Consider the following 16,711-nt stretch of genomic DNA (forward strand, 5'->3'; position numbering starts at 1 on the left):
GTCCAATTCCTTTGCAATAGTGGTGTGGCGGCTTAATCGACGCCGCCGATACAGATGTATTTGATTTCCAGGTAATCCTCGATCCCGTACTTCGAACCCTCGCGACCCAGCCCGGACGACTTCATGCCGCCGAACGGCGCCACCTCGGTCGAGATCAGACCGGTGTTGATGCCGACCATGCCGTATTCCAGGGCGCTGGCCACTCGCAAGCTGCGCGCCAGGTTCTCGGTGTAGAAGTACGACGCCAGCCCGTACTCGGTATCGTTGGCCATCGCCACCGCATCGGCCTCGGTCTTGAAAACGAAGACCGGCGCCACCGGTCCGAAGACCTCTTCACGGGCGATCCGCATCTGCGGCGTCACGCCAGCGAGGATCGTCGGCTCGTAGTAGGTCTTGCCGAGACTGTGGGGCTTGCCGCCACAGACGACACGAGCGCCCTTGGCGCAGGCGTCGGCGACCAGTTCTTCGACCTTGGCGATCGCCGCGTCGTCGATCAGCGGGCCTTGCGTGACGCCGTCTTCGCTGCCATCTCCGACACGCAGAGCCGCTACCGCGGTCGCCAGTTTTTCGACGAATCGATCATGAATGCCTTCCTGGACCAGCAAGCGGTTGGCGCAGACGCAGGTCTGGCCGGCGTTGCGATACTTGGAAAGCATCGCTCCCTGCACCGCCGCGTCCAGGTCGGCATCAGTCAAAAACGATGAACGGCGCGTTGCCGCCCAACTCGAGCGACAGCTTCTTGATTGTCGCTGCGCACTGCCGCATGAGAATCCGACCAACCTCCGTAGAGCCGGTGAAGCTCAGCTTGCGGACCGTCGGATTGGCGCACAACTCGCCGCCGATGGCGATCGGATCGCCGGTAAGCACATTGAAGACTCCCTTGGGGACGCCAGCGCGTTCGGCCAGTTCCGGCCAGCGCCAGCGCCGACAGTGGCGTCGCTTCGGCCGGCTTGAGCACCACCGTGCAACCAGCCGCCAATGCCGGAGCGACCTTGCGGGTAATCATCGCCGCCGGGAAATTCCACGGCGTGATCGCCGCGCAGACGCCGATCGCTTCCTTGGCTACCAGTATGCGTTTGTCGGCGTGATGCGGGGGGATCATGTCGCCGTAGATGCGCTTTCCTTCTTCGGCAAACCACTCGATGAACGAAGCGGCGTAGACGATCTCGCCGCGTGCTTCGGCGAGCGGCTTGCCCTGCTCGGCGGTCATCAGCCGCGCCAGGTCCTCCTGGTTGGCAAGCAGCAGCTCGTACCAAGCGCCGCAGAACCTTGGCCCTCTCGCCGGCCGTCCTGGCGCGCCACGCCGGCAGCGCACGCTGCGCCGCCTCGATGGCACGGCGCGTCTCGGCAGCACCGGCGTCGGCTACCGCCGCCAGCTGCTCACCGGTCGCCGGGTTGCTCACAGCGAAGGTCTGCCCGCTATCGGCGCCCAGCCATTCTCCGTCGATGTAACACAACTGCTTGAGTAGTGATTTATCGGCAAGCTCCAAAGACTTATCTCCTGTGGGCCGGATCAATCGGTTGAAATGCTCACCGGGGCGGCGACCGGCCGCTCACTGCGCACCCCGAATGCGACGCACTTTACACGTGCAAACGGTTCGGAAAAGAACCGCTTGTTGAGATAATCACGATACCAATTGACGAGACGAGCGGGCCATGACTCACCTGGTGGAGAAGCGATCCGAGCGGCGAAGCCGCCGAGCCGACTGGCCCGCTACGGCAATTAAGATGGGGGGCAGCCTGGTGCCTGGTGAACCGCTGGCGGGCAGGGCGGCGGATGGAAGCGGCAGCCTCTCGGAGCAGCCCGAGAGCGGGCATGAGCGATAGTGAACTCCTGGCATACTCTTCGCCGCCAGCAAGAAGTGGCTCGGCAGGGCTTGCCGGCCCGCCCTGCCGCGCGACACGGCGGCTGCAACGACTGCAGCGCCGGCGACAGCTGGTCGCTACGCACTGCCAAACCGGCAGTCGTAAACGGGCCCTTAGCGGTAGACGAGCACCGGCAGCTTGCTGTGCGACAGCACCTTTTGCGTAACGCTGCCGAGCACCAGGTTCTTGAGCTGGCTGCGACCGCGCGAAGCGATGAAGATGGCGTCACACTTCTTCTTCTTCGCCGCGTCAATGACCCCTTCGTACGCCGACGGCGGCCTGGTGATGAACCCGGAATACTCGACGCCAGCCTCTTCGGCCGCTTTTGCAATCTCCTCAAGGTACTTCTCGCCCGTGGCGTGCGCCAGGCGGTCAAGTGTATTCATCAGGCTCTTGTCGATGAGATCGCCGTCGCCGTAGACTGAGGGCGGCAGCAGCACGATGGCGTAGTAGCCAGTGACCTTGGCGCCGAGCGACTGCGCAAATTTGACGCCGGCCTTGATCGCCTTGCGCGCCACTTCCGAACCGTCGGTGGGAATAAGGATATTCTTGAACATGTGCTGCTCTCCCGGTAAGTGTTGCCTGGCTGCGACGGGGCATGCGCCGGATCTTTTCGCGGCACGAGGAAACCGTCGCGCAAACGCCAGTTGTCCTGAACAGCAACGGCGGGCTGGCGCCGCGCCTACCGGCGCGCCCACCCCGAACATCCCCGGCGTTCCGACATGCGGCGAAAGAACCGGCAAGCCAAAGATGCTGCGAGCCAGTATATGGGCTCCGACAAGTCGCGGTCAATCGCCAGGGCCAGCTGCTTTTTATCGCCCTTTCCGGCCCCGACAGAGAACAAACTTGCCGTGGACAATCATCGCCTGGAGGATCCCAAGAGCGGCCAATCGTGCGCCGCTTGCTGATTGTGGTCGACACGCCACCCGCCGGCCAGCGCCTTCCAATCACCCCCGGTCAATCGCCTTCGCCTGCGCGCTGGCGCTCCAGATTCGATAACGAACTTCGACGCCTTCAGGCGCATAGACGACGATCGGCAAACGGCTGTTATAGCGGATCAGATGGGCTTCGCCACGCAGCGCCACGAAACGATCGACCTTGGGCTGACTCGGGTCGATGGCCATCAGCGTACCCGCCAAGGAGCCCAGCGAGCTAACGACGTAACGCGGAAACCCCCAACCCTGGATCGTTTCTTCGGCGATGCTGCCGCTGAAAAAATACTGGTTCCCCGGGTCCAGCTCGAGCGTTCGCCCGGCGATCAGCTCGACCTTGAAATCGGCTTCATCATCCTGCGCCGGTAGCTGCAGGACGTGGCGAACCATCCCTGCTTCGGCTGCCGGAAAGGCCTTCATGTTATCCGCCGCCTGCGCGGCAAGCACCGCAAAACAAGCCCACAGGGCGAGCATTCTTCGAACAGTTTTCACATTTCTTCCTTTATGCAGAATTGGCCGACGAGACGAGCGGCACGCCGCCTGGCCACCGCATCGCCGCCTCGACTTACGCCGCCGGAACTATAGCAAGCCCGCTGCGCATCAGAGGCCCTTCGCCGGCCAGCCTGTCGAGCACGGCTCCTGCCTACCCCGCTCGCCTCGGCGCGTGAAGTACCGGCGAGTGAGGCGCCGAATTCGCAGCCCATGCGCGCCTTGCCCGGTAAACTGGCGAAGTCACCCTTATTCTTCCAACTAGCGCGAGCGGGCAAAAACGTGCCAGACCGTATTCACCGAACAGTGGTTCTTGCGGCGTATTCGCTGTCTGCCGCGCTGCTGCTCGCCCTGGCCGGCTGTACCGGCCGCGAAGGCGCGCCCGACCCGGATCAGCCGCTAGTGGTCTCCGAGCGTACCTGGCAGTGGGTAGACCGCGACATCGGCGCCGCTTCGCTGACCGCCAAAGGCCCCGCCGAGAACTACGCGCGCGGCTCGATGGAGGCATGGCGGAGCCGCGTCCGCCAGCGCAGCGAGGAAGACTTCATTCCGTGGTACACCAGCTACTGGACGCAGCAATGGCTGTCAATCAAGGTCGCCTGGTACAAGCTTGGCGACGGCGAAGGCGACAATGCCGCGGTCAGGCGGCTGGCCGCCTACCTGCAGGACCAGTACCACGAGCGCGTTCTGGCTCCGGTCGCCGAAGAGATCGATCCCGAAGCGATCAGGCGGCAAACGACGGCGCTCTATGCCCGACTTCTCGGCGAGCAAATTCCGGGGATCCGGCTACGCTACGGCGTTCCGGCCAGGCAGTTCGAGCGACGGCTCAAGGCCATTCGGGCGATTGCGCCGGCGCCCAGCGCTTCGCTCTACGAACTTGTTCACGCCCGGCCCCTTGACTCCCTGGCGGCCTATGCGGCGCTCCTGGCGAGGATCAAGCAGGCCGGTGGTGGCGTCGGCGCCGGGCCAGCGGACGCGACAATCTCGCCAGTGGCCGAACGAACCGCCGAAAAACTGCTGGCCAGGCTGGCCGTCAGTGGCGGCGCAAGCGCCGCCGCGGCCGCGCTCGGTGGCGTTGCGGGGATGGTGCTATCGCTGGGCGCAACCGGAATCGGCGCCATCGCGCACGCCAAAGAGCGGCCGGAACTGGAAGCGCAGCTTCGCCAAATGCTCGACTGCCGCGCTGGATGAAATGTGGCACATTCTGATCGACGACCCGAGCAGCAGTGTGCTGGCCGGCGTCCATCACATCTCTGGAGAGATCGCCGGCAGTCTCGCCAAAATGGCTACGCCAGTGCTCGTGTTCGAACTGAAACCGCGCGACGTACCGCCGTTGGACGAAGGGCCTTCGCTGGACGAGTCTGACGACGACGCTCTGGCCGATGATAGCGACGCGAACGAATAGCCCGACACAGCCGCTGCCGAGCCATTCATCCGCTGGGGAAACAGGAAGCCTCCTACGGCCACCGTGGACTACTCGGGCAACGCGCGTTTACTTGCCCGGCTTGCCTGCGCAGACCTCGCCGGTGTAGGACGCGAGGCCACCGACTTCCTGCCCGGCAACGGCGATCGTCCCCGAAGCCCCTTTAAAGTCGTCGCTTCCCCCAACGATTTTGAGAACTTGCCCCACCATTCCATCGCTGGTGATCACGCCCGTGTCTTTCGTGTACAGCTTGCCCTTCAGTCCATGAAGCTTACCGTCAAGCACCGCCTGCGAGGTGAAAACGGTCAGTCCCGCGCGCACTCCGGAGCCGAAATTAAGCGGCGTAGCGCCGAACGGATTCACCAGGCGACGAGAGCGCGACAAAGAATGGTGATGCCGGGACAGCGTTGCCTACCTGGACAGCGGTGAGTCCCGACGACCCGGTGAACTGCGCAACGCCGAAACCTTTAATGTCAAGACAGACCTTTCCTGGCGGCAGCTGCGAATTTACCAGTATCAGCAATGGATCGGCGCCCTCACTGTTGTCAGAAGGCCAAGCAAAGTAATCCGCTTTGGCCTGGTCGCACAACTTGGCTGGAGTAGACTGCACAAAGCCGTGCACCGGAATGCACTTGCCGCCGCCAGAACCATAGGCGGCGCTCGCGAACAAAATGCAAAGCGTTGCAACAGCAGGTTGGGTGATTTTTTTCACTGTTATTACTCCTTCCAGAAAGAGCGGCCAGGCGCCCGTTTCTCGGCCGCGATTATTTGTAAGCGGAACCCCTCGGACCGCAGGATTATGGGCGATACAGCTGTAAATGCAAGGACAGGGGGATCGCCGACGAAGCGATGACACTGTCGCCGAATCCGGGCAAGGAGCGCGCAGCGCTCGCTTGCCGCGCCGCTTCCGGAGCCTCGATGGCGGTGCGGCGCTGCCGGCCACCGATCGACACGATGCGCCGACGACAGCGTTCGACGGATCTGGCCAAAGCCGACCACAGAAGTCAGGGATGGTTATAATCGCAGCTCCGCTACGCCGGCGTCACGCCCGGACCATTCTTTTCTGGATCGGCCTTTGTGAATTCGAGTCTGCTGCTTGCAGCGATCCCCGCTACGGCCTTTGCTGCGTTCTTGCTGCCGCTACTGCTGCAGCGCTTCGGTCGTGGCGCCGCGGCGCTGGCGGCGGCGGCGGTGATCGGCAGCTGCCTGGCGCTGGTGCTGCAGCTGGCACCGGCCATCTTCGCCGGCGGCACCCAACTCGCGTACCTGCCGTGGTTGCCTGCTTACGGCCTCGACCTCAGCCTGCGCATGGACGGTCTCGGGCTGCTGTTCGGCGTGTTGATTTGTGGGATCGGCCTGCTGGTCGTCCTGTACGCCTTCTACTACCTGCCCGACAGCGATCGTCTGGGCCGGTTCTATTCGATTCTGCTGCTCTTCATGGCGGCGATGCTCGGTGTCGTGCTGTCCGAAAACCTGCTGCTGCTGCTCGTTTTCTGGGAAATCACCAGCCTCTCGTCATTTCTGCTGGTGGCCTACAACAACGGCAAGTACGAGGCGCGAATCGGCGCGCGCATGGCGCTGGCGGTCACCGGCGGCGGTGGCCTGGCGCTGCTCGCCGGCATCCTCCTGCTCGGCCATATCGCCGGCAGCTACGAGCTGTCGGTGGTCCTGTCGGCTGGTGGACGCATTCAGGCGCATGCGCTCTACGCACCGGCGCTGATCCTGATCCTGCTCGGCGCGTTCACCAAGTCGGCGCAATTTCCCTTTCACTTCTGGTTGCCGAACGCGATGTCGGCGCCGACAGCCGGTATCGGCTTACCTGCATTCGGCGACCATGGTCAAGGCTGGCGTTTTCCTGCTGGCCCGCCTGCACCCGGCGCTTGGTGGCACCGACCTTTGGTTCTGGCTGGTCAGTGGCACCGGCGCCGTGACCCTGCTGTACTCCGCCGCCACGGCGCTTTTTCGCCACGACATCAAGGGGCTGCTGGCGTACTCGACGATCAGCCACCTGGGGCTGATCACGCTGCTGTTCGGTCTCGACACGCGGCTGTCGATCGTCGCCGGCGTTTTCCACATCATCAATCACGCGATCTTCAAGGCCTCGCTGTTCATGGCCGCCGGAGTCATCGACCACGAATGCGGCACGCGCGACATGCGCCGGGTCAACGGCATGTTCAAACGCATGCCGATCACCGGCTCGCTGGCGATCATCGCCGCCGCGTCGATGGCCGGAGTCCCCCTGATGAACGGTTTCCTGAGCAAGGAGATGTTCTTCGCCGAAACTGTTGGTCACCCGCAGTTCGAAGCAATCTCCTGGCTGCTACCGGTGGTCGCGACGATCGCCGGGGTGCTCGCCGTGGCCTACTCCTTGCGCTTCGTCCACGACGTCTTCTTCAACGGCGAGCCGATCGACCTGCCGCGCCAGCCCCACGAACCGCCGCGCTGGATGCGCGCACCGATCGAACTGCTGGTGCTGCTTTGTCTGCTGGTCGGTGTGTTTCCACAATTGACCGTTGCACCACTGCTCAAGGTCGCCGCCGCTGCGACGCTGCAAGGGCCGCTGCCGGCTTTCGAACTGGCACTGTGGCACGGTTTCAATCGGCCTCTGATGATGAGTCTGCTGGCGCTCGCCGGCGGCGTCTTCCTTTACGCGCTGCGCGCGCCACTCTTCGCCTGGCAAGCACAACTGCCGACGATGCACCCACGGACGGCCTTTGAGCGCGCCTACCGCGTGCTCGCCAACGCGGCCCGCCGTGGCGTGGCGCTGCTCGACAATGGCTCACTGCAGCGCTACAACGCGCTGCTGATTGGCTTTGTCCTGGTGCTTGGCAGCTGGGCCTTCTTCTCGGGAGAGAAAGCGAGCATCCGGATCGCCGTGCAAGCCGCCGACGAGGCCGCCTACCTGGCGCTGTTTGCGCTCCTGCTGGGCAGCGTCGGCGCCACGCTGCTGTATCGAAAACGCTTGCTGGCAGTGCTCCTGGTCGGCGTCGTCGGACTCGTCGTGGCGATGATTTTCATTCGTTTGTCGGCGCCCGACCTGGCGCTGACGCAACTCGCCGTCGAGACCGGAACGATCGTCCTGATGCTGCTGGTCCTCTACTATCTGCCAGCGCGCACGGCGCCCGGGAGCAGTGCCAGTCGGTTGGTTCGCGACGTGCTGCTGGCGCTGTTCGCCGGCGGCGGCCTGATGCTGGTCACCTTGCAGATGCTCGCCACGCCGTTCCAGACGATCTCTGGCTTCTATCTGCAGGAATCCGTTCCCGGTGGCGGCGGCACCAACGTCGTCAATGTGATTCTGGTCGACTTCCGCGGTTTCGATACGCTCGGAGAAATCAGCGTGCTGGTCATCGTCGCCCTGGCTTCGCACGCGCTGCTCGACCGGCTGACGCTGATCGCGCCGCGCTACGATAGCGACGGTCGAGCGTGGGCACGCGAAGCGCATCCGCTGTTTCTGTCGATGCTGATGCGCCTACTGCCGGCGCTGGCGCTGACCGTCTCGGTCTACATCCTGTTGCGCGGGCACAATCTTCCCGGCGGCGGTTTCGTCGCCGGCCTGATCACCAGCGTCGCACTGGTCGTCCAGTACCTGGCCAACGGCAACGCCTTCGCCCACCGCCGCATGCCTGGCAACCCGGCCGCGCTGCTGGCCCTGGGACTCGCGCTGGCGACCGGCGTCGGCATGGCCAGCTGGCTGTTCGATCGCCCCTTCCTGACCACCGCGCACGGCCATGTCTCCTTGCCGCTGATCGGCGAATTCGAACTCGCTTCGGCGATGATCTTCGACCTCGGCGTCTACCTGGTGGTGGTCACCGTCGTCGTCACCGTCCTCTCCGGACTCGGCCTGCTATCGGAGCGAGCGCACAAACACGAGGTGGCAGGCTGATGGAAGTGCTGCTGTCGATTGCCATCGGCGTGCTCACCGCCTGCGGGGTATTCCTGATCCTGCGCGCACGCACCTTCCCGGTCTTGCTCGGCCTGACCCTGCTGTCCTACGCTGTCAACCTGTTCCTGTTTGCCAGCGGCCGGCTGCGCGTCGACGCACCGCCGCTGATTCGTGCCGGCGCCAGCTATGCAGACCCCTTGCCGCAGGCCCTGGTGCTGACCGCCATCGTCATCGGTTTCGGAATGACTGCCTATCTGGCGATCCTCGCGCTGCGTGGCTTGTCCGAATCGGGCGCCGATCACGTCGACACCGACCAGGACGAATGAACGCACACGCGCCCATCCTGCCGATCCTGATCCCACTGGCGGCCGCCTTGCTGCAGATGGCTTCGGGTCGGCTACCCTTTCAGCGCCTCGTCGGACTGCTGGCCACCGGCCTGCTGGTGCTGCTTACCGGCTGGCTGACGCTGCTCGCCGACGACGGTGTATTGCGCGTCTACGCGCTCGGCGACTGGCCGCCACCCTTCGCCATCGTGCTCGTCGTCGATCGTCTGGCGGCCGCGATGACCCTGCTCACGGCGGTTCTCGGCTTTCTGGTGCTGCTCTACGCCAGCGCCGGATTCGACCGAGAAGGAATGCACTTCCACCCCTTGTTCCAGTTTCAACTGCTGGGTCTGCTCGGCGCGTTTCTGACCGGCGACCTGTTCAACCTCTTCGTCTTTTTCGAAATCATGCTGCTCGCGTCCTACGTGCTGCTGGCGCACGGCGGCGGGCTGACCAGAACGCGCGCGGGCATCACTTACGTGGTCCTCAACCTGATCGGCTCGGCGCTTTTCCTGATCGCGCTGGGCCTGCTCTACGGTACGCTGGGCACGCTGAATCTGGCCGACGTGGCGCGCGCCCTGACGCAGCCTGGCTACAATCAGGCGCTCGTGCGGCTGTCGTTGGCGCTGATGATCGTCGTCTTCGCGTTGAAGGCCGGACTGTTGCCGCTGTCGTTCTGGCTGCCGCACACCTATACCGCCGCTGGCGCTCCGGTCGCGGCGCTCTTTGCGATCATGACCAAAGTCGGCATCGTCGCCATCCTGCGCCTACAGGCGATCGCCCTGGCGCCGGTGATGCCCGACCTGCTCGCCAACTGGCTGACCACCCTGGCGCTGGCGACCATCGTCTTTGCCGCACTCGGCGCGCTGGCAGCGGTGCGGCTGCGCGCTCTGGCGGCGTGGCTGGTCCTGCTGTCGGCTGGCACGCTGCTGCTCACCCCGGCGCAGGCCAGCGTCGAGGTCAGCGCCGCGGCGCTTTACTACCTGGTGCAATCAACGCTGGCCGGCGCGGCTTTTTTCCTGCTCAGCGGCATCATCGCCGAACAACGCGGCAAGGTCGCCGATCACTTCATGACCGGGCCGCCGCTACAAGCCGCCTGGTTGAAGATCGCTTTTCTGATCGTCGCGACGACCGCCGCCGCCTTGCCGCCATTCTCCGGCTTCGTCGGCAAGCTGATGCTGCTGAGCAGCCTGCGCGAGGTTGCCGCCGGCCCGGTGATCTGGACGGTCGTGCTCGGCAGCGGCTTCATCGTCATGGCGGCGCTGGCGCGCGACGGCTGCTATCTGATCTGGAAACACAAGGGGGCAGCGCGGCCATTGGCGGTCGAGCCCGTCGGCTGGCAGCGGACGACCGCGCTGCTGCTGCTGGTCGCTGCCGGACCGCTGCTGGCGCTGCTGGCGCGCCCACTATCCGACTACAGCGGACGCGCCGCCGCCCAACTGCATACGCCCGGCGCCTACGTGACTGGCGTTCTCGGAGCCGGTGCGGCGAAAAGCATCGACCACGAGGCCAGGCAATGATCCGCACCGTAATGCCACGCCCGGGCTTGTCGCTGACGGTCTTTGTGCTGTGGGCGGTTATCACCAATGCCGCGTCGCTCGGCCAACTCGTCCTTGGCGTCGTACTGGCGATCGTCATCCCGCTGCTGACTCGCAGTTTCTGGCCAGATCCGCCACGGCTGGTCCGCCCCTGGCGGGCACTGCGCTTCATGGGCGTTTTCGCGCTCGACATCGTCACCGCCAACTGGCGCGTAGGACGCCAGGTAATCGGGCCGCTGCACCGCCTGTCGCCGGCCTTCGTCGAGGTGCCACTCGACCTGCGCGACCCGTTCATCGCGACGCTACTCGGCAGCATCGTCTCGCTGACGCCGGGGACCGTCTCGCTGCACGTCGATCAGCAACGCTGGGTGCTGCTGGTGCACGCGCTCGATGCTCCCGACCCGCAAGCGCTGGTAGACGAGATCAAGGAGCGCTACGAACGGGCACTCAAGGAGATGTTTGCATGCTGAACGCGGCCATCGAAATCGCTTTCATCCTGATCGGCGCGGCGCTGGCGCTCAACCTCTATCGCCTGATCGTCGGGCCGGATACCACCGATCGCATCCTGGCGCTCGACACTCTGGGAATCAACTGCATCGCGCTGCTCGTGCTGTACGGGATCAGCAGCCGCAGCACCGCCTACTTCGAAGCGGCCCTGCTGCTGGCGCTACTGGGCTTTGTCGGCACCGTGGCGCTGTGCAAGTTTCTCCTGCGTGGCGACATCAGCGAATGAGCGCGGCGAGCGAATTCCTCATCTCGGCGCTGATCGTTCTCGGCGCACTGTTCGTCCTGCTCGGCTCGATCGGTCTCGCCCGCCTGCCGGATTTTTTGATGCGTCTGCACGGGCCGACCAAGGCCACAACCATGGGTGTCGGTTCGGTGCTGCTCGCTTCGGCAGTCTTTTTCTCGACCACTGACCCCGTTGGCATCAGCTTGCACGAACTCGCGCCCCTGTTCTTTCTGTTCATCACCGCACCGATAACGGCGTACCTGCTGGGGAAAGCGGCGATGCACCGCAAATCGGCCGCGCGCCCGGCCAAGCCGCCAGCCGCGCCGCCACGGGTAAGCACAAACCGACAACAAGGAACAGCAGACGATGGCTGAGGGAGGTCAATTTTTTCGGCCGGTGAAGGATTTCTGCCAGCGTGCGGTGGTCACCTGCGGAGCCGATGACGCGCTGGTGGACGTCGTCAAGATCATGCGCGAAAAGAACATTTCCAGCGTCGTCGTCTGCGATAACAAGCTACCGAACGGGATCATGACCGACCGCGATCTGCGCAACAAGGTGGTCGCTTCCGGCACGGATCCATCGACGCTGCGGGTCAGGGAAATCATGAACAGTCCGCTGTCGCTGATCGGCGAGGACGACCTGCTCTACGAAGCGCTCTACCGCATGTCGCGCCGGAAGATCCATCGCCTGGTGGTCGTCGACGGCAAGGGCAGGCTCTCGGGAATCATTACCGACAGCGACATCATCCGCTTGCAGTCACACTCACCGCAGCAGCTGGTTCTCGACATCGAGAACACGGCCAGCATCGACGAAGTGAAAGCGGTATACACGCGCATCCAGGGCCTGGTACTGCATCTCAGCGGCAGCGGCACCAACACCCGCGACATGGTGCGCATGATAGCCCACCTCAACGATCAGATCCTGTTACGCCTGATTGCCCTGCTGCGTGCCGACCGTTTTCCCGACCTGCCGGCACGCTTCGCCTTTGTCGTCCTTGGCAGCGAGGGCCGTGGCGAGCAAACGCTGCTCACCGATCAGGACAACGCCATCGTCTATGGCGACGAGCTGAGCACCGCCGAAGTCGAGCAGATCGAGGAATTCTCGCAGGTTCTCGTCGATTCGCTGATCACCATCGGCATCCCGCCGTGTCCCGGCGGCATCATGGCCAAGAACAAGGAGTGGCGACGAAGCATCGGCAAATGGCACGATCAACTCGAGCGCTGGCTACAGACACCGACTCCGAAACACGTCCTCAGCTGTGGCACCTTCGTCGACATCCGTACCATTTACGGCGACGATTCTTTCGAACAAGAACTCAAGACACAACTGTACAAGTACGTGCAGCGAGACAAGTTATTCCTGATGCGCATGGTCGAGAGCACCCTGCGCTTTGCCCCACCGCTGGGCTGGTTCGGCAAGGTTAAGGGCGAAAGAAGCGGCGAACACTCCGGGATGCTGGAGATCAAGAAAGCCGGGATCTTTGCGATTTCCGAGGGCGTCAAGGCCTTGGCCATCCAGGCCGGCAAGCTCGAGGGCAGCACGCACCAGCGCCTGGAAGCGCTGGTCAAGGACAAGGTGGTCAACCAGAAGATGGCCGACAACGTTGCCGAAACCTTCGACTTCCTGGTTCTCATGCGGCTGCGTGGGCAGGTCGAGGCACTGCGCGAAGGGCGCAAGCCGGATAACTACATACCGCTAGCGCGCCTCAACATGATGGAACTCGGCAGACTGCAGATTGCCCTCAAGGGCGTTGAAAAATTCCAGGAATTCATCAAGGGCCATTTCAGTCTGCACCTGCTCAGATAGCGCTACGACACCCTCAGTAATTGCTCGTTTCCGTGTCGTCGGTCTTCTTGACGCCCGGCTTCCGCCCCCGCGCTGGCGTCGGCGGATCGCACGATAGCCGGCAACTGGTCCCTTCGATCTTGCGGCCATCGGTGAAACGCGTCACCCGACAACAGATCAGGTCTCCGAGGGAAGCGAGCCGCGCCACCTCGTCGCGCAAGTCCACGATCGGAATGTCGAGCGCCGCGGCGATATCGACATCAAGCTGCTCACCATTGGCTCGCAAGAAACCAAGAATCGCATCGGTCATCTGAAATCCCCAAAAAATGCCTTCGCCAGCTGGCGAAAGATCCTAGTGTGCGCTGCACGCACGATTCTGGCAAATCTCGGCTTCACCTTGCCGGTGCCCGGCGGTGCTGTCGTCCGGCCCTGATGATCAGGAAGCGGCAAGCACAGCCAGCCAATCCAGCCGCGGCCAAGAGCAAAAAGCCCGGAAGGCACCGGGCTTTTTCGAAAACCTGCCGCGTTCGCGGCAGGCGTGGCTGGCGATCGCCGCCTCAGGCTTGTTTTTCGAGCAGCTTGACCGCCGGCGCGGCGGTGGCCGCGGCAGGTGCCGCCAGCTGGCCGACGTTGGCGAAGGTCGAGCGAGCCATGGCCATCATCAGCTTGCCGCTGGCCTTGGCGAAGTCAAGAACCGGCGGCGCATTTTTGCGACGCTTGTCGACCGCCGCGACGAGTCCGCCGGTGGCGTGCGACAACTGGCTGCCGAGGACCTGAGTCATGCCGTTCGACGTTTCGCTGCAGATCTGGTACGTCCGACGCGAGTACGCCACCGACTGCGACACAGCGGAAATCGCCATCGGTTGCTGCAGCGCTTTCAGACCGGCCATGTCCTTCACCGCGGCCAGCGCCTTGAAGTTCTCGGTGTTACGTGCTGCGACGGCGCGCGCCGTGTGCAGGTTCAAGGCGGCCAGTTTGCCGGCACCGTCAAAGGATACATTGATGGCAGTCTTCAGCGCTTCCAGGCCAGCCAGGCTGGACTTGGTGAATTGCTCAGCTACGTTGTACACGGTATTCTCCTCGAAGTTGCGAACCTTGAACATTGCCTCAGGCTTCGCGCCACCTGAGGTCATTTGCTGCACTGCAGCGAATGAGTCATTGTAACCTTCGGACGGCGATTGTCAAGCACTATTGTTGCGCCGCAACAAAGCTCGCCGCAGAGCACGCTTGCGCAAACCGAACTCCGCCGCGGGGCTTGTCCGGCGGCGCCAGCAAGCCCTTGAGCGCCTTCCCGAAGGACACTTGAAGCCGCCAGGCGACGACGCGGCGCCGGCCGAAATCACACCAGACACGCCTTTTTCGCGAAGGCGCAATCGAGCAAAGGAAGTGCATCATGCAGGAACAGACCCCCTACCAGCTGATCGGCGGTGAAGCGTCGGTGCTCAGGCTGTGCGCAAGCTTCTACGAACTAATGAATACGGTGCCGCAGTTCGCGACGATTCGCGCCCTGCACCCCTCCGACCTGCAGTCGTCGCGCGACAAATTGTTCATGTTTCTTTCCGGCTGGCTGGGCGGGCCCGACCTTTACGTCCAGAATATCGGCCAGCCGATGCTGCGCCGCCGTCACCTGCCGTTTGCCATCGGAGAAAGCGAGCGCGACCAATGGGTGGCGTGCATGGTATTGGCGATGGAGGCGATCGGCATCGACGAAGAACTTCGCCAGCAGTTGTCGCAGTCCTTCTTCAGGACCGCCGATTTCATGCGCAACCAGCCCGCCTGAGCCGCCCCGGTTTTTGCAGTGCAGCACGGGGCGGCTGCCTGTGTTAGAATGACCGCCCTTCTTGATAGGCTTGACCAGACATGTCCCGCGCCATTCGTAACATCGCCATCATTGCCCACGTCGACCACGGCAAGACGACCCTGGTCGACAAGCTGCTGGTCCAGGCCGGCACCTTCTCCGCGCACCATCACGTCACCGAGCGGATGATGGATTCGAACGACCTCGAGAAGGAACGCGGGATCACCATTCTGGCCAAGAACCTGGCCGTCGACTACGCCGGCGTGCACATCAACATCGTCGACACGCCGGGTCACGCCGACTTCGGCGGCGAAGTCGAACGCGTCCTGTCGATGGTCGATGGCGTGCTGCTGCTGGTCGACGCCGTCGAAGGCCCAATGCCGCAGACGCGCTTCGTCACCAAGAAGGCGTTGGCTCTCGGCTTGAAACCGATCGTCGTGGTCAACAAGATCGACCGCGACGGCGCGCGGCCCGACTGGGTCGTCGATCACACCTTCGACCTCTTCGACAAGCTCGGCGCCAACGACGAACAGCTCGACTTCCCGGTGCTTTACGCGTCCGCCCTCAATGGCTACGCAACGCTCGATCTGGCGCAGCCGTCAGCCGACATGCGGCCGATGTTCGAGACCATTCTCAAATACGTCTCGCCGCCGCACGCCGACGAGATCGATGGGCCGCTGCAACTGCAGATTTCCGCTCTCGATTACTCCAGCTACGTTGGCCGCATCGGCATTGGCCGCTTGCAGCGTGGTCGCCTGCGGCAAGCACAACAGGTGCTGGTGATGTACGGCCAGGCCGATGCCGACGGCAAATTCGAGCACGGCTCACCAAAGACCGCCAAGGTCAATCAAGTATTCGGTTTCCAGGGCCTCGAACGGGTATCCCTTGAAGAAGCCGTCGCCGGCGACATCGTGCTGGTGACCGGCATCGAGGACCTGTCGATCGGCTGCACGATCACCTCGATCGACGAGCCCGAAGCACTGCCGATGCTGCGCATCGATGAACCGACGCTGAACATGACCTTCATGGTCAACAACTCGCCCTACGCCGGTACCGAGGGCAAGTTCGTCACCAGTCGGCAGATCGGCGAGCGCCTGCGCAAGGAGTTGCTGACCAACATGGCGCTGCGCGTCGAGGAAACATCCGAGAGCGACAGCTTCCTGGTTTCCGGACGCGGCGAACTGCACTTGACGATCCTGCTCGAGACCATGCGACGCGAAGGCTACGAACTGGCGGTGGGCCGACCGCGGGTGATCATCAAGGAGATCGACGGCGAGGCCTGCGAGCCCTACGAAATGCTCACCCTCGACGTGGAAGAGGCGCATCAGGGCGGCGTCATGGAAGCGCTCGGCTATCGTCGCGGTGACCTGCAGGACATGTCTTCCGACGGCCGCGGCCGCGTCCGCCTCGAATACCGAATTCCGGCGCGTGGCCTGATCGGTTTCCAGGGCGAATTCCTCAACCTGACCCGCGGCACCGGCTTGATCAGCCACGTTTTCGACGAATACGCGCCGGTCAAGGGCGACATCCCGGGCCGCCGCAACGGCGTCCTGATCTCGGCCGAAAGAGGCGAAGCGGTCGCCTATTCGCTATGGAAACTGCAGGACCGTGGGCGAATGTTCAGCAGTCCCGGCGACCGACTCTACGAGGGAATGATCATCGGCATTCACAGCCGCGAGAACGACCTGGTGGTCAATCCGATCAAGGGCAAGCAACTGACCAACGTTCGCGCCTCGGGAACCGACGAAGCGGTTCGTCTGGTGACGCCGGTCGCGCTGACGCTCGAGTCGGCGGTCGAATTCATCGCCGACGACGAACTGGTCGAGATTACCCCGAAGAGCATCCGCATCCGCAAGCGCCTGCTCACCGACAACGAACGCCGCCGGGCATCACGCGACTGAGCGAAGGCTTTTTCTTACCGGCGGCAGAGCGGGACGCTTGCCG

17 protein-coding genes and 2 pseudogenes are annotated in these 16,711 nt (G+C 63.6%); 11 read left to right on the top strand and 8 right to left on the bottom strand.

Going from position 1 to position 16,711, the window contains the following annotated elements; all coding sequences use genetic code 11:
- Nucleotides 1–32: 32 nt before the first annotated feature.
- The 3 genes and pseudogenes from gabD to QZ656_RS21460 all read right to left on the bottom strand — a co-directional run bounded on the left by gabD (nucleotide 33) and on the right by QZ656_RS21460 (nucleotide 3,290).
- A pseudogene (gene gabD, locus QZ656_RS21450) lies at nucleotides 33–1,490 on the bottom strand (NADP-dependent succinate-semialdehyde dehydrogenase).
- Nucleotides 1,491–1,979: 489 nt separating this feature from the next.
- A complete protein-coding gene (locus tag QZ656_RS21455) occupies nucleotides 1,980–2,573 on the bottom strand; it encodes a universal stress protein (RefSeq protein ID WP_291995312.1) in 594 nt (197 codons plus the stop codon).
- Between the two features lie 240 nt (nucleotides 2,574–2,813).
- Entirely contained in the window at nucleotides 2,814–3,290 is a 477-nt protein-coding gene (locus QZ656_RS21460; RefSeq protein ID WP_366522214.1) for an ecotin family protein, read from the bottom strand.
- Between the two features lie 279 nt (nucleotides 3,291–3,569).
- On the opposite strand from QZ656_RS21460, the gene QZ656_RS21465 reads away from it, so the two are divergent.
- A complete protein-coding gene (locus QZ656_RS21465; protein ID WP_291995313.1) occupies nucleotides 3,570–4,478 on the top strand; it encodes a hypothetical protein in 909 nt (302 codons plus the stop codon).
- Between the two features lies 1 nt (nucleotide 4,479).
- Nucleotides 4,480–4,692 (top strand): hypothetical protein, encoded by a 213-nt coding sequence (locus QZ656_RS21470; RefSeq protein WP_291995314.1) that lies wholly within the window; start codon nucleotides 4,480–4,482, stop codon nucleotides 4,690–4,692.
- Between the two features lie 87 nt (nucleotides 4,693–4,779).
- Here QZ656_RS21470 and QZ656_RS21475 read toward each other — a convergent pair whose 3' ends face one another.
- The 3 genes from QZ656_RS21475 to QZ656_RS21485 all read right to left on the bottom strand — a co-directional run bounded on the left by QZ656_RS21475 (nucleotide 4,780) and on the right by QZ656_RS21485 (nucleotide 5,948).
- Nucleotides 4,780–5,073: a hypothetical protein gene (locus tag QZ656_RS21475; protein WP_291995315.1), complete on the bottom strand. Its 294-nt coding sequence runs from the start codon at nucleotides 5,071–5,073 to the stop codon at nucleotides 4,780–4,782.
- Complete coding sequence (locus tag QZ656_RS21480; protein ID WP_291995316.1) at nucleotides 5,045–5,422, bottom strand: hypothetical protein; 378 nt, start codon at nucleotides 5,420–5,422, stop codon at nucleotides 5,045–5,047. Before QZ656_RS21480 ends, QZ656_RS21475 begins: the two co-directional genes overlap by 29 nt.
- A 319-nt stretch (nucleotides 5,423–5,741) precedes the next feature.
- A complete protein-coding gene (locus QZ656_RS21485; protein WP_291995387.1) occupies nucleotides 5,742–5,948 on the bottom strand; it encodes a hypothetical protein in 207 nt (68 codons plus the stop codon).
- Between QZ656_RS21485 and QZ656_RS21490 the strand changes: the two are divergent.
- From QZ656_RS21490 to QZ656_RS21520, 7 genes and pseudogenes are all read left to right on the top strand, one after another.
- Nucleotides 5,854–8,593, top strand: a pseudogene (locus QZ656_RS21490) (monovalent cation/H+ antiporter subunit A). The gene QZ656_RS21485 and the pseudogene QZ656_RS21490 overlap by 95 nt on opposite strands.
- Nucleotides 8,593–8,919: a Na+/H+ antiporter subunit C gene (locus QZ656_RS21495; RefSeq protein WP_291995317.1), complete on the top strand. Its 327-nt coding sequence runs from the start codon at nucleotides 8,593–8,595 to the stop codon at nucleotides 8,917–8,919. The pseudogene QZ656_RS21490 and the gene QZ656_RS21495 overlap by 1 nt, the downstream one beginning before the upstream one ends.
- Complete coding sequence (locus QZ656_RS21500; protein WP_291995318.1) at nucleotides 8,916–10,436, top strand: monovalent cation/H+ antiporter subunit D; 1,521 nt, start codon at nucleotides 8,916–8,918, stop codon at nucleotides 10,434–10,436. Before QZ656_RS21495 ends, QZ656_RS21500 begins: the two co-directional genes overlap by 4 nt.
- Nucleotides 10,433–10,924, top strand: a complete 492-nt coding sequence (locus QZ656_RS21505; protein ID WP_291995319.1) for a Na+/H+ antiporter subunit E — start codon at nucleotides 10,433–10,435, stop codon at nucleotides 10,922–10,924. Before QZ656_RS21500 ends, QZ656_RS21505 begins: the two co-directional genes overlap by 4 nt.
- Entirely contained in the window at nucleotides 10,918–11,187 is a 270-nt protein-coding gene (locus QZ656_RS21510) for a K+/H+ antiporter subunit F (RefSeq protein WP_291995320.1), read from the top strand. The genes QZ656_RS21505 and QZ656_RS21510 overlap by 7 nt, the downstream gene beginning before the upstream one ends.
- Nucleotides 11,184–11,558, top strand: a complete 375-nt coding sequence (locus tag QZ656_RS21515; protein ID WP_291995321.1) for a Na+/H+ antiporter subunit G — start codon at nucleotides 11,184–11,186, stop codon at nucleotides 11,556–11,558. Before QZ656_RS21510 ends, QZ656_RS21515 begins: the two co-directional genes overlap by 4 nt.
- Nucleotides 11,551–12,990: a DUF294 nucleotidyltransferase-like domain-containing protein gene (locus QZ656_RS21520; protein WP_291995322.1), complete on the top strand. Its 1,440-nt coding sequence runs from the start codon at nucleotides 11,551–11,553 to the stop codon at nucleotides 12,988–12,990. Before QZ656_RS21515 ends, QZ656_RS21520 begins: the two co-directional genes overlap by 8 nt.
- Before the next feature lie 13 nt (nucleotides 12,991–13,003).
- On the opposite strand, the gene QZ656_RS21525 is transcribed toward QZ656_RS21520, so the two are convergent.
- Nucleotides 13,004–13,279: an ArsR family transcriptional regulator gene (locus tag QZ656_RS21525; RefSeq protein ID WP_291995323.1), complete on the bottom strand. Its 276-nt coding sequence runs from the start codon at nucleotides 13,277–13,279 to the stop codon at nucleotides 13,004–13,006.
- 247 nt (nucleotides 13,280–13,526) lie between these two features.
- On the bottom strand, nucleotides 13,527–14,039 hold the full coding sequence (locus QZ656_RS21530; protein WP_291995324.1) for a phasin family protein: 513 nt from the start codon (nucleotides 14,037–14,039) through the stop codon (nucleotides 13,527–13,529).
- Nucleotides 14,040–14,362: 323 nt separating this feature from the next.
- Between QZ656_RS21530 and QZ656_RS21535 the strand changes: the two genes are divergently transcribed.
- The gene (locus QZ656_RS21535) at nucleotides 14,363–14,749 is read left to right on the top strand and encodes a group II truncated hemoglobin (protein WP_291995325.1); all 387 of its coding nucleotides are present in this window, start codon (nucleotides 14,363–14,365) and stop codon (nucleotides 14,747–14,749) included.
- An 80-nt stretch (nucleotides 14,750–14,829) separates the two neighbouring features.
- Nucleotides 14,830–16,668: a translational GTPase TypA gene (gene typA, locus QZ656_RS21540; RefSeq protein ID WP_291995326.1), complete on the top strand. Its 1,839-nt coding sequence runs from the start codon at nucleotides 14,830–14,832 to the stop codon at nucleotides 16,666–16,668.
- The last annotated feature ends 43 nt before the right edge of the window (nucleotides 16,669–16,711 follow it).

It is taken from the genome of Candidatus Accumulibacter sp. ACC003 (assembly GCF_907163085.1).
Taxonomy (GTDB): domain Bacteria; phylum Pseudomonadota; class Gammaproteobacteria; order Burkholderiales; family Rhodocyclaceae; genus Accumulibacter.

Bases quoted from the DNA above. Each gene is read 5' to 3' on its own strand.
- QZ656_RS21515 (WP_291995321.1), top strand. From the start codon at position 11,184: ATGAGCGCGGCGAGCGAATTCCTCATCTCGGCGCTGATCGTTCTCGGC.
- QZ656_RS21470 (WP_291995314.1), top strand. From the start codon at position 4,480: ATGTGGCACATTCTGATCGACGACCCGAGCAGCAGTGTGCTGGCCGGC.
- QZ656_RS21495 (WP_291995317.1), top strand. From the start codon at position 8,593: ATGGAAGTGCTGCTGTCGATTGCCATCGGCGTGCTCACCGCCTGCGGG.
- QZ656_RS21535 (WP_291995325.1), top strand. From the start codon at position 14,363: ATGCAGGAACAGACCCCCTACCAGCTGATCGGCGGTGAAGCGTCGGTG.
- QZ656_RS21525 (WP_291995323.1), bottom strand. From the start codon at position 13,279: ATGACCGATGCGATTCTTGGTTTCTTGCGAGCCAATGGTGAGCAGCTT.
- QZ656_RS21485 (WP_291995387.1), bottom strand. From the start codon at position 5,948: ATGGCCGGTGCCAGCTGCAGCACCAGCGCCAGGCAGCTGCCGATCACC.
- QZ656_RS21510 (WP_291995320.1), top strand. From the start codon at position 10,918: ATGCTGAACGCGGCCATCGAAATCGCTTTCATCCTGATCGGCGCGGCG.
- QZ656_RS21505 (WP_291995319.1), top strand. From the start codon at position 10,433: ATGATCCGCACCGTAATGCCACGCCCGGGCTTGTCGCTGACGGTCTTT.
- QZ656_RS21520 (WP_291995322.1), top strand. From the start codon at position 11,551: ATGGCTGAGGGAGGTCAATTTTTTCGGCCGGTGAAGGATTTCTGCCAG.
- typA (WP_291995326.1), top strand. From the start codon at position 14,830: ATGTCCCGCGCCATTCGTAACATCGCCATCATTGCCCACGTCGACCAC.
- QZ656_RS21500 (WP_291995318.1), top strand. From the start codon at position 8,916: ATGAACGCACACGCGCCCATCCTGCCGATCCTGATCCCACTGGCGGCC.
- QZ656_RS21455 (WP_291995312.1), bottom strand. From the start codon at position 2,573: ATGTTCGGGGTGGGCGCGCCGGTAGGCGCGGCGCCAGCCCGCCGTTGC.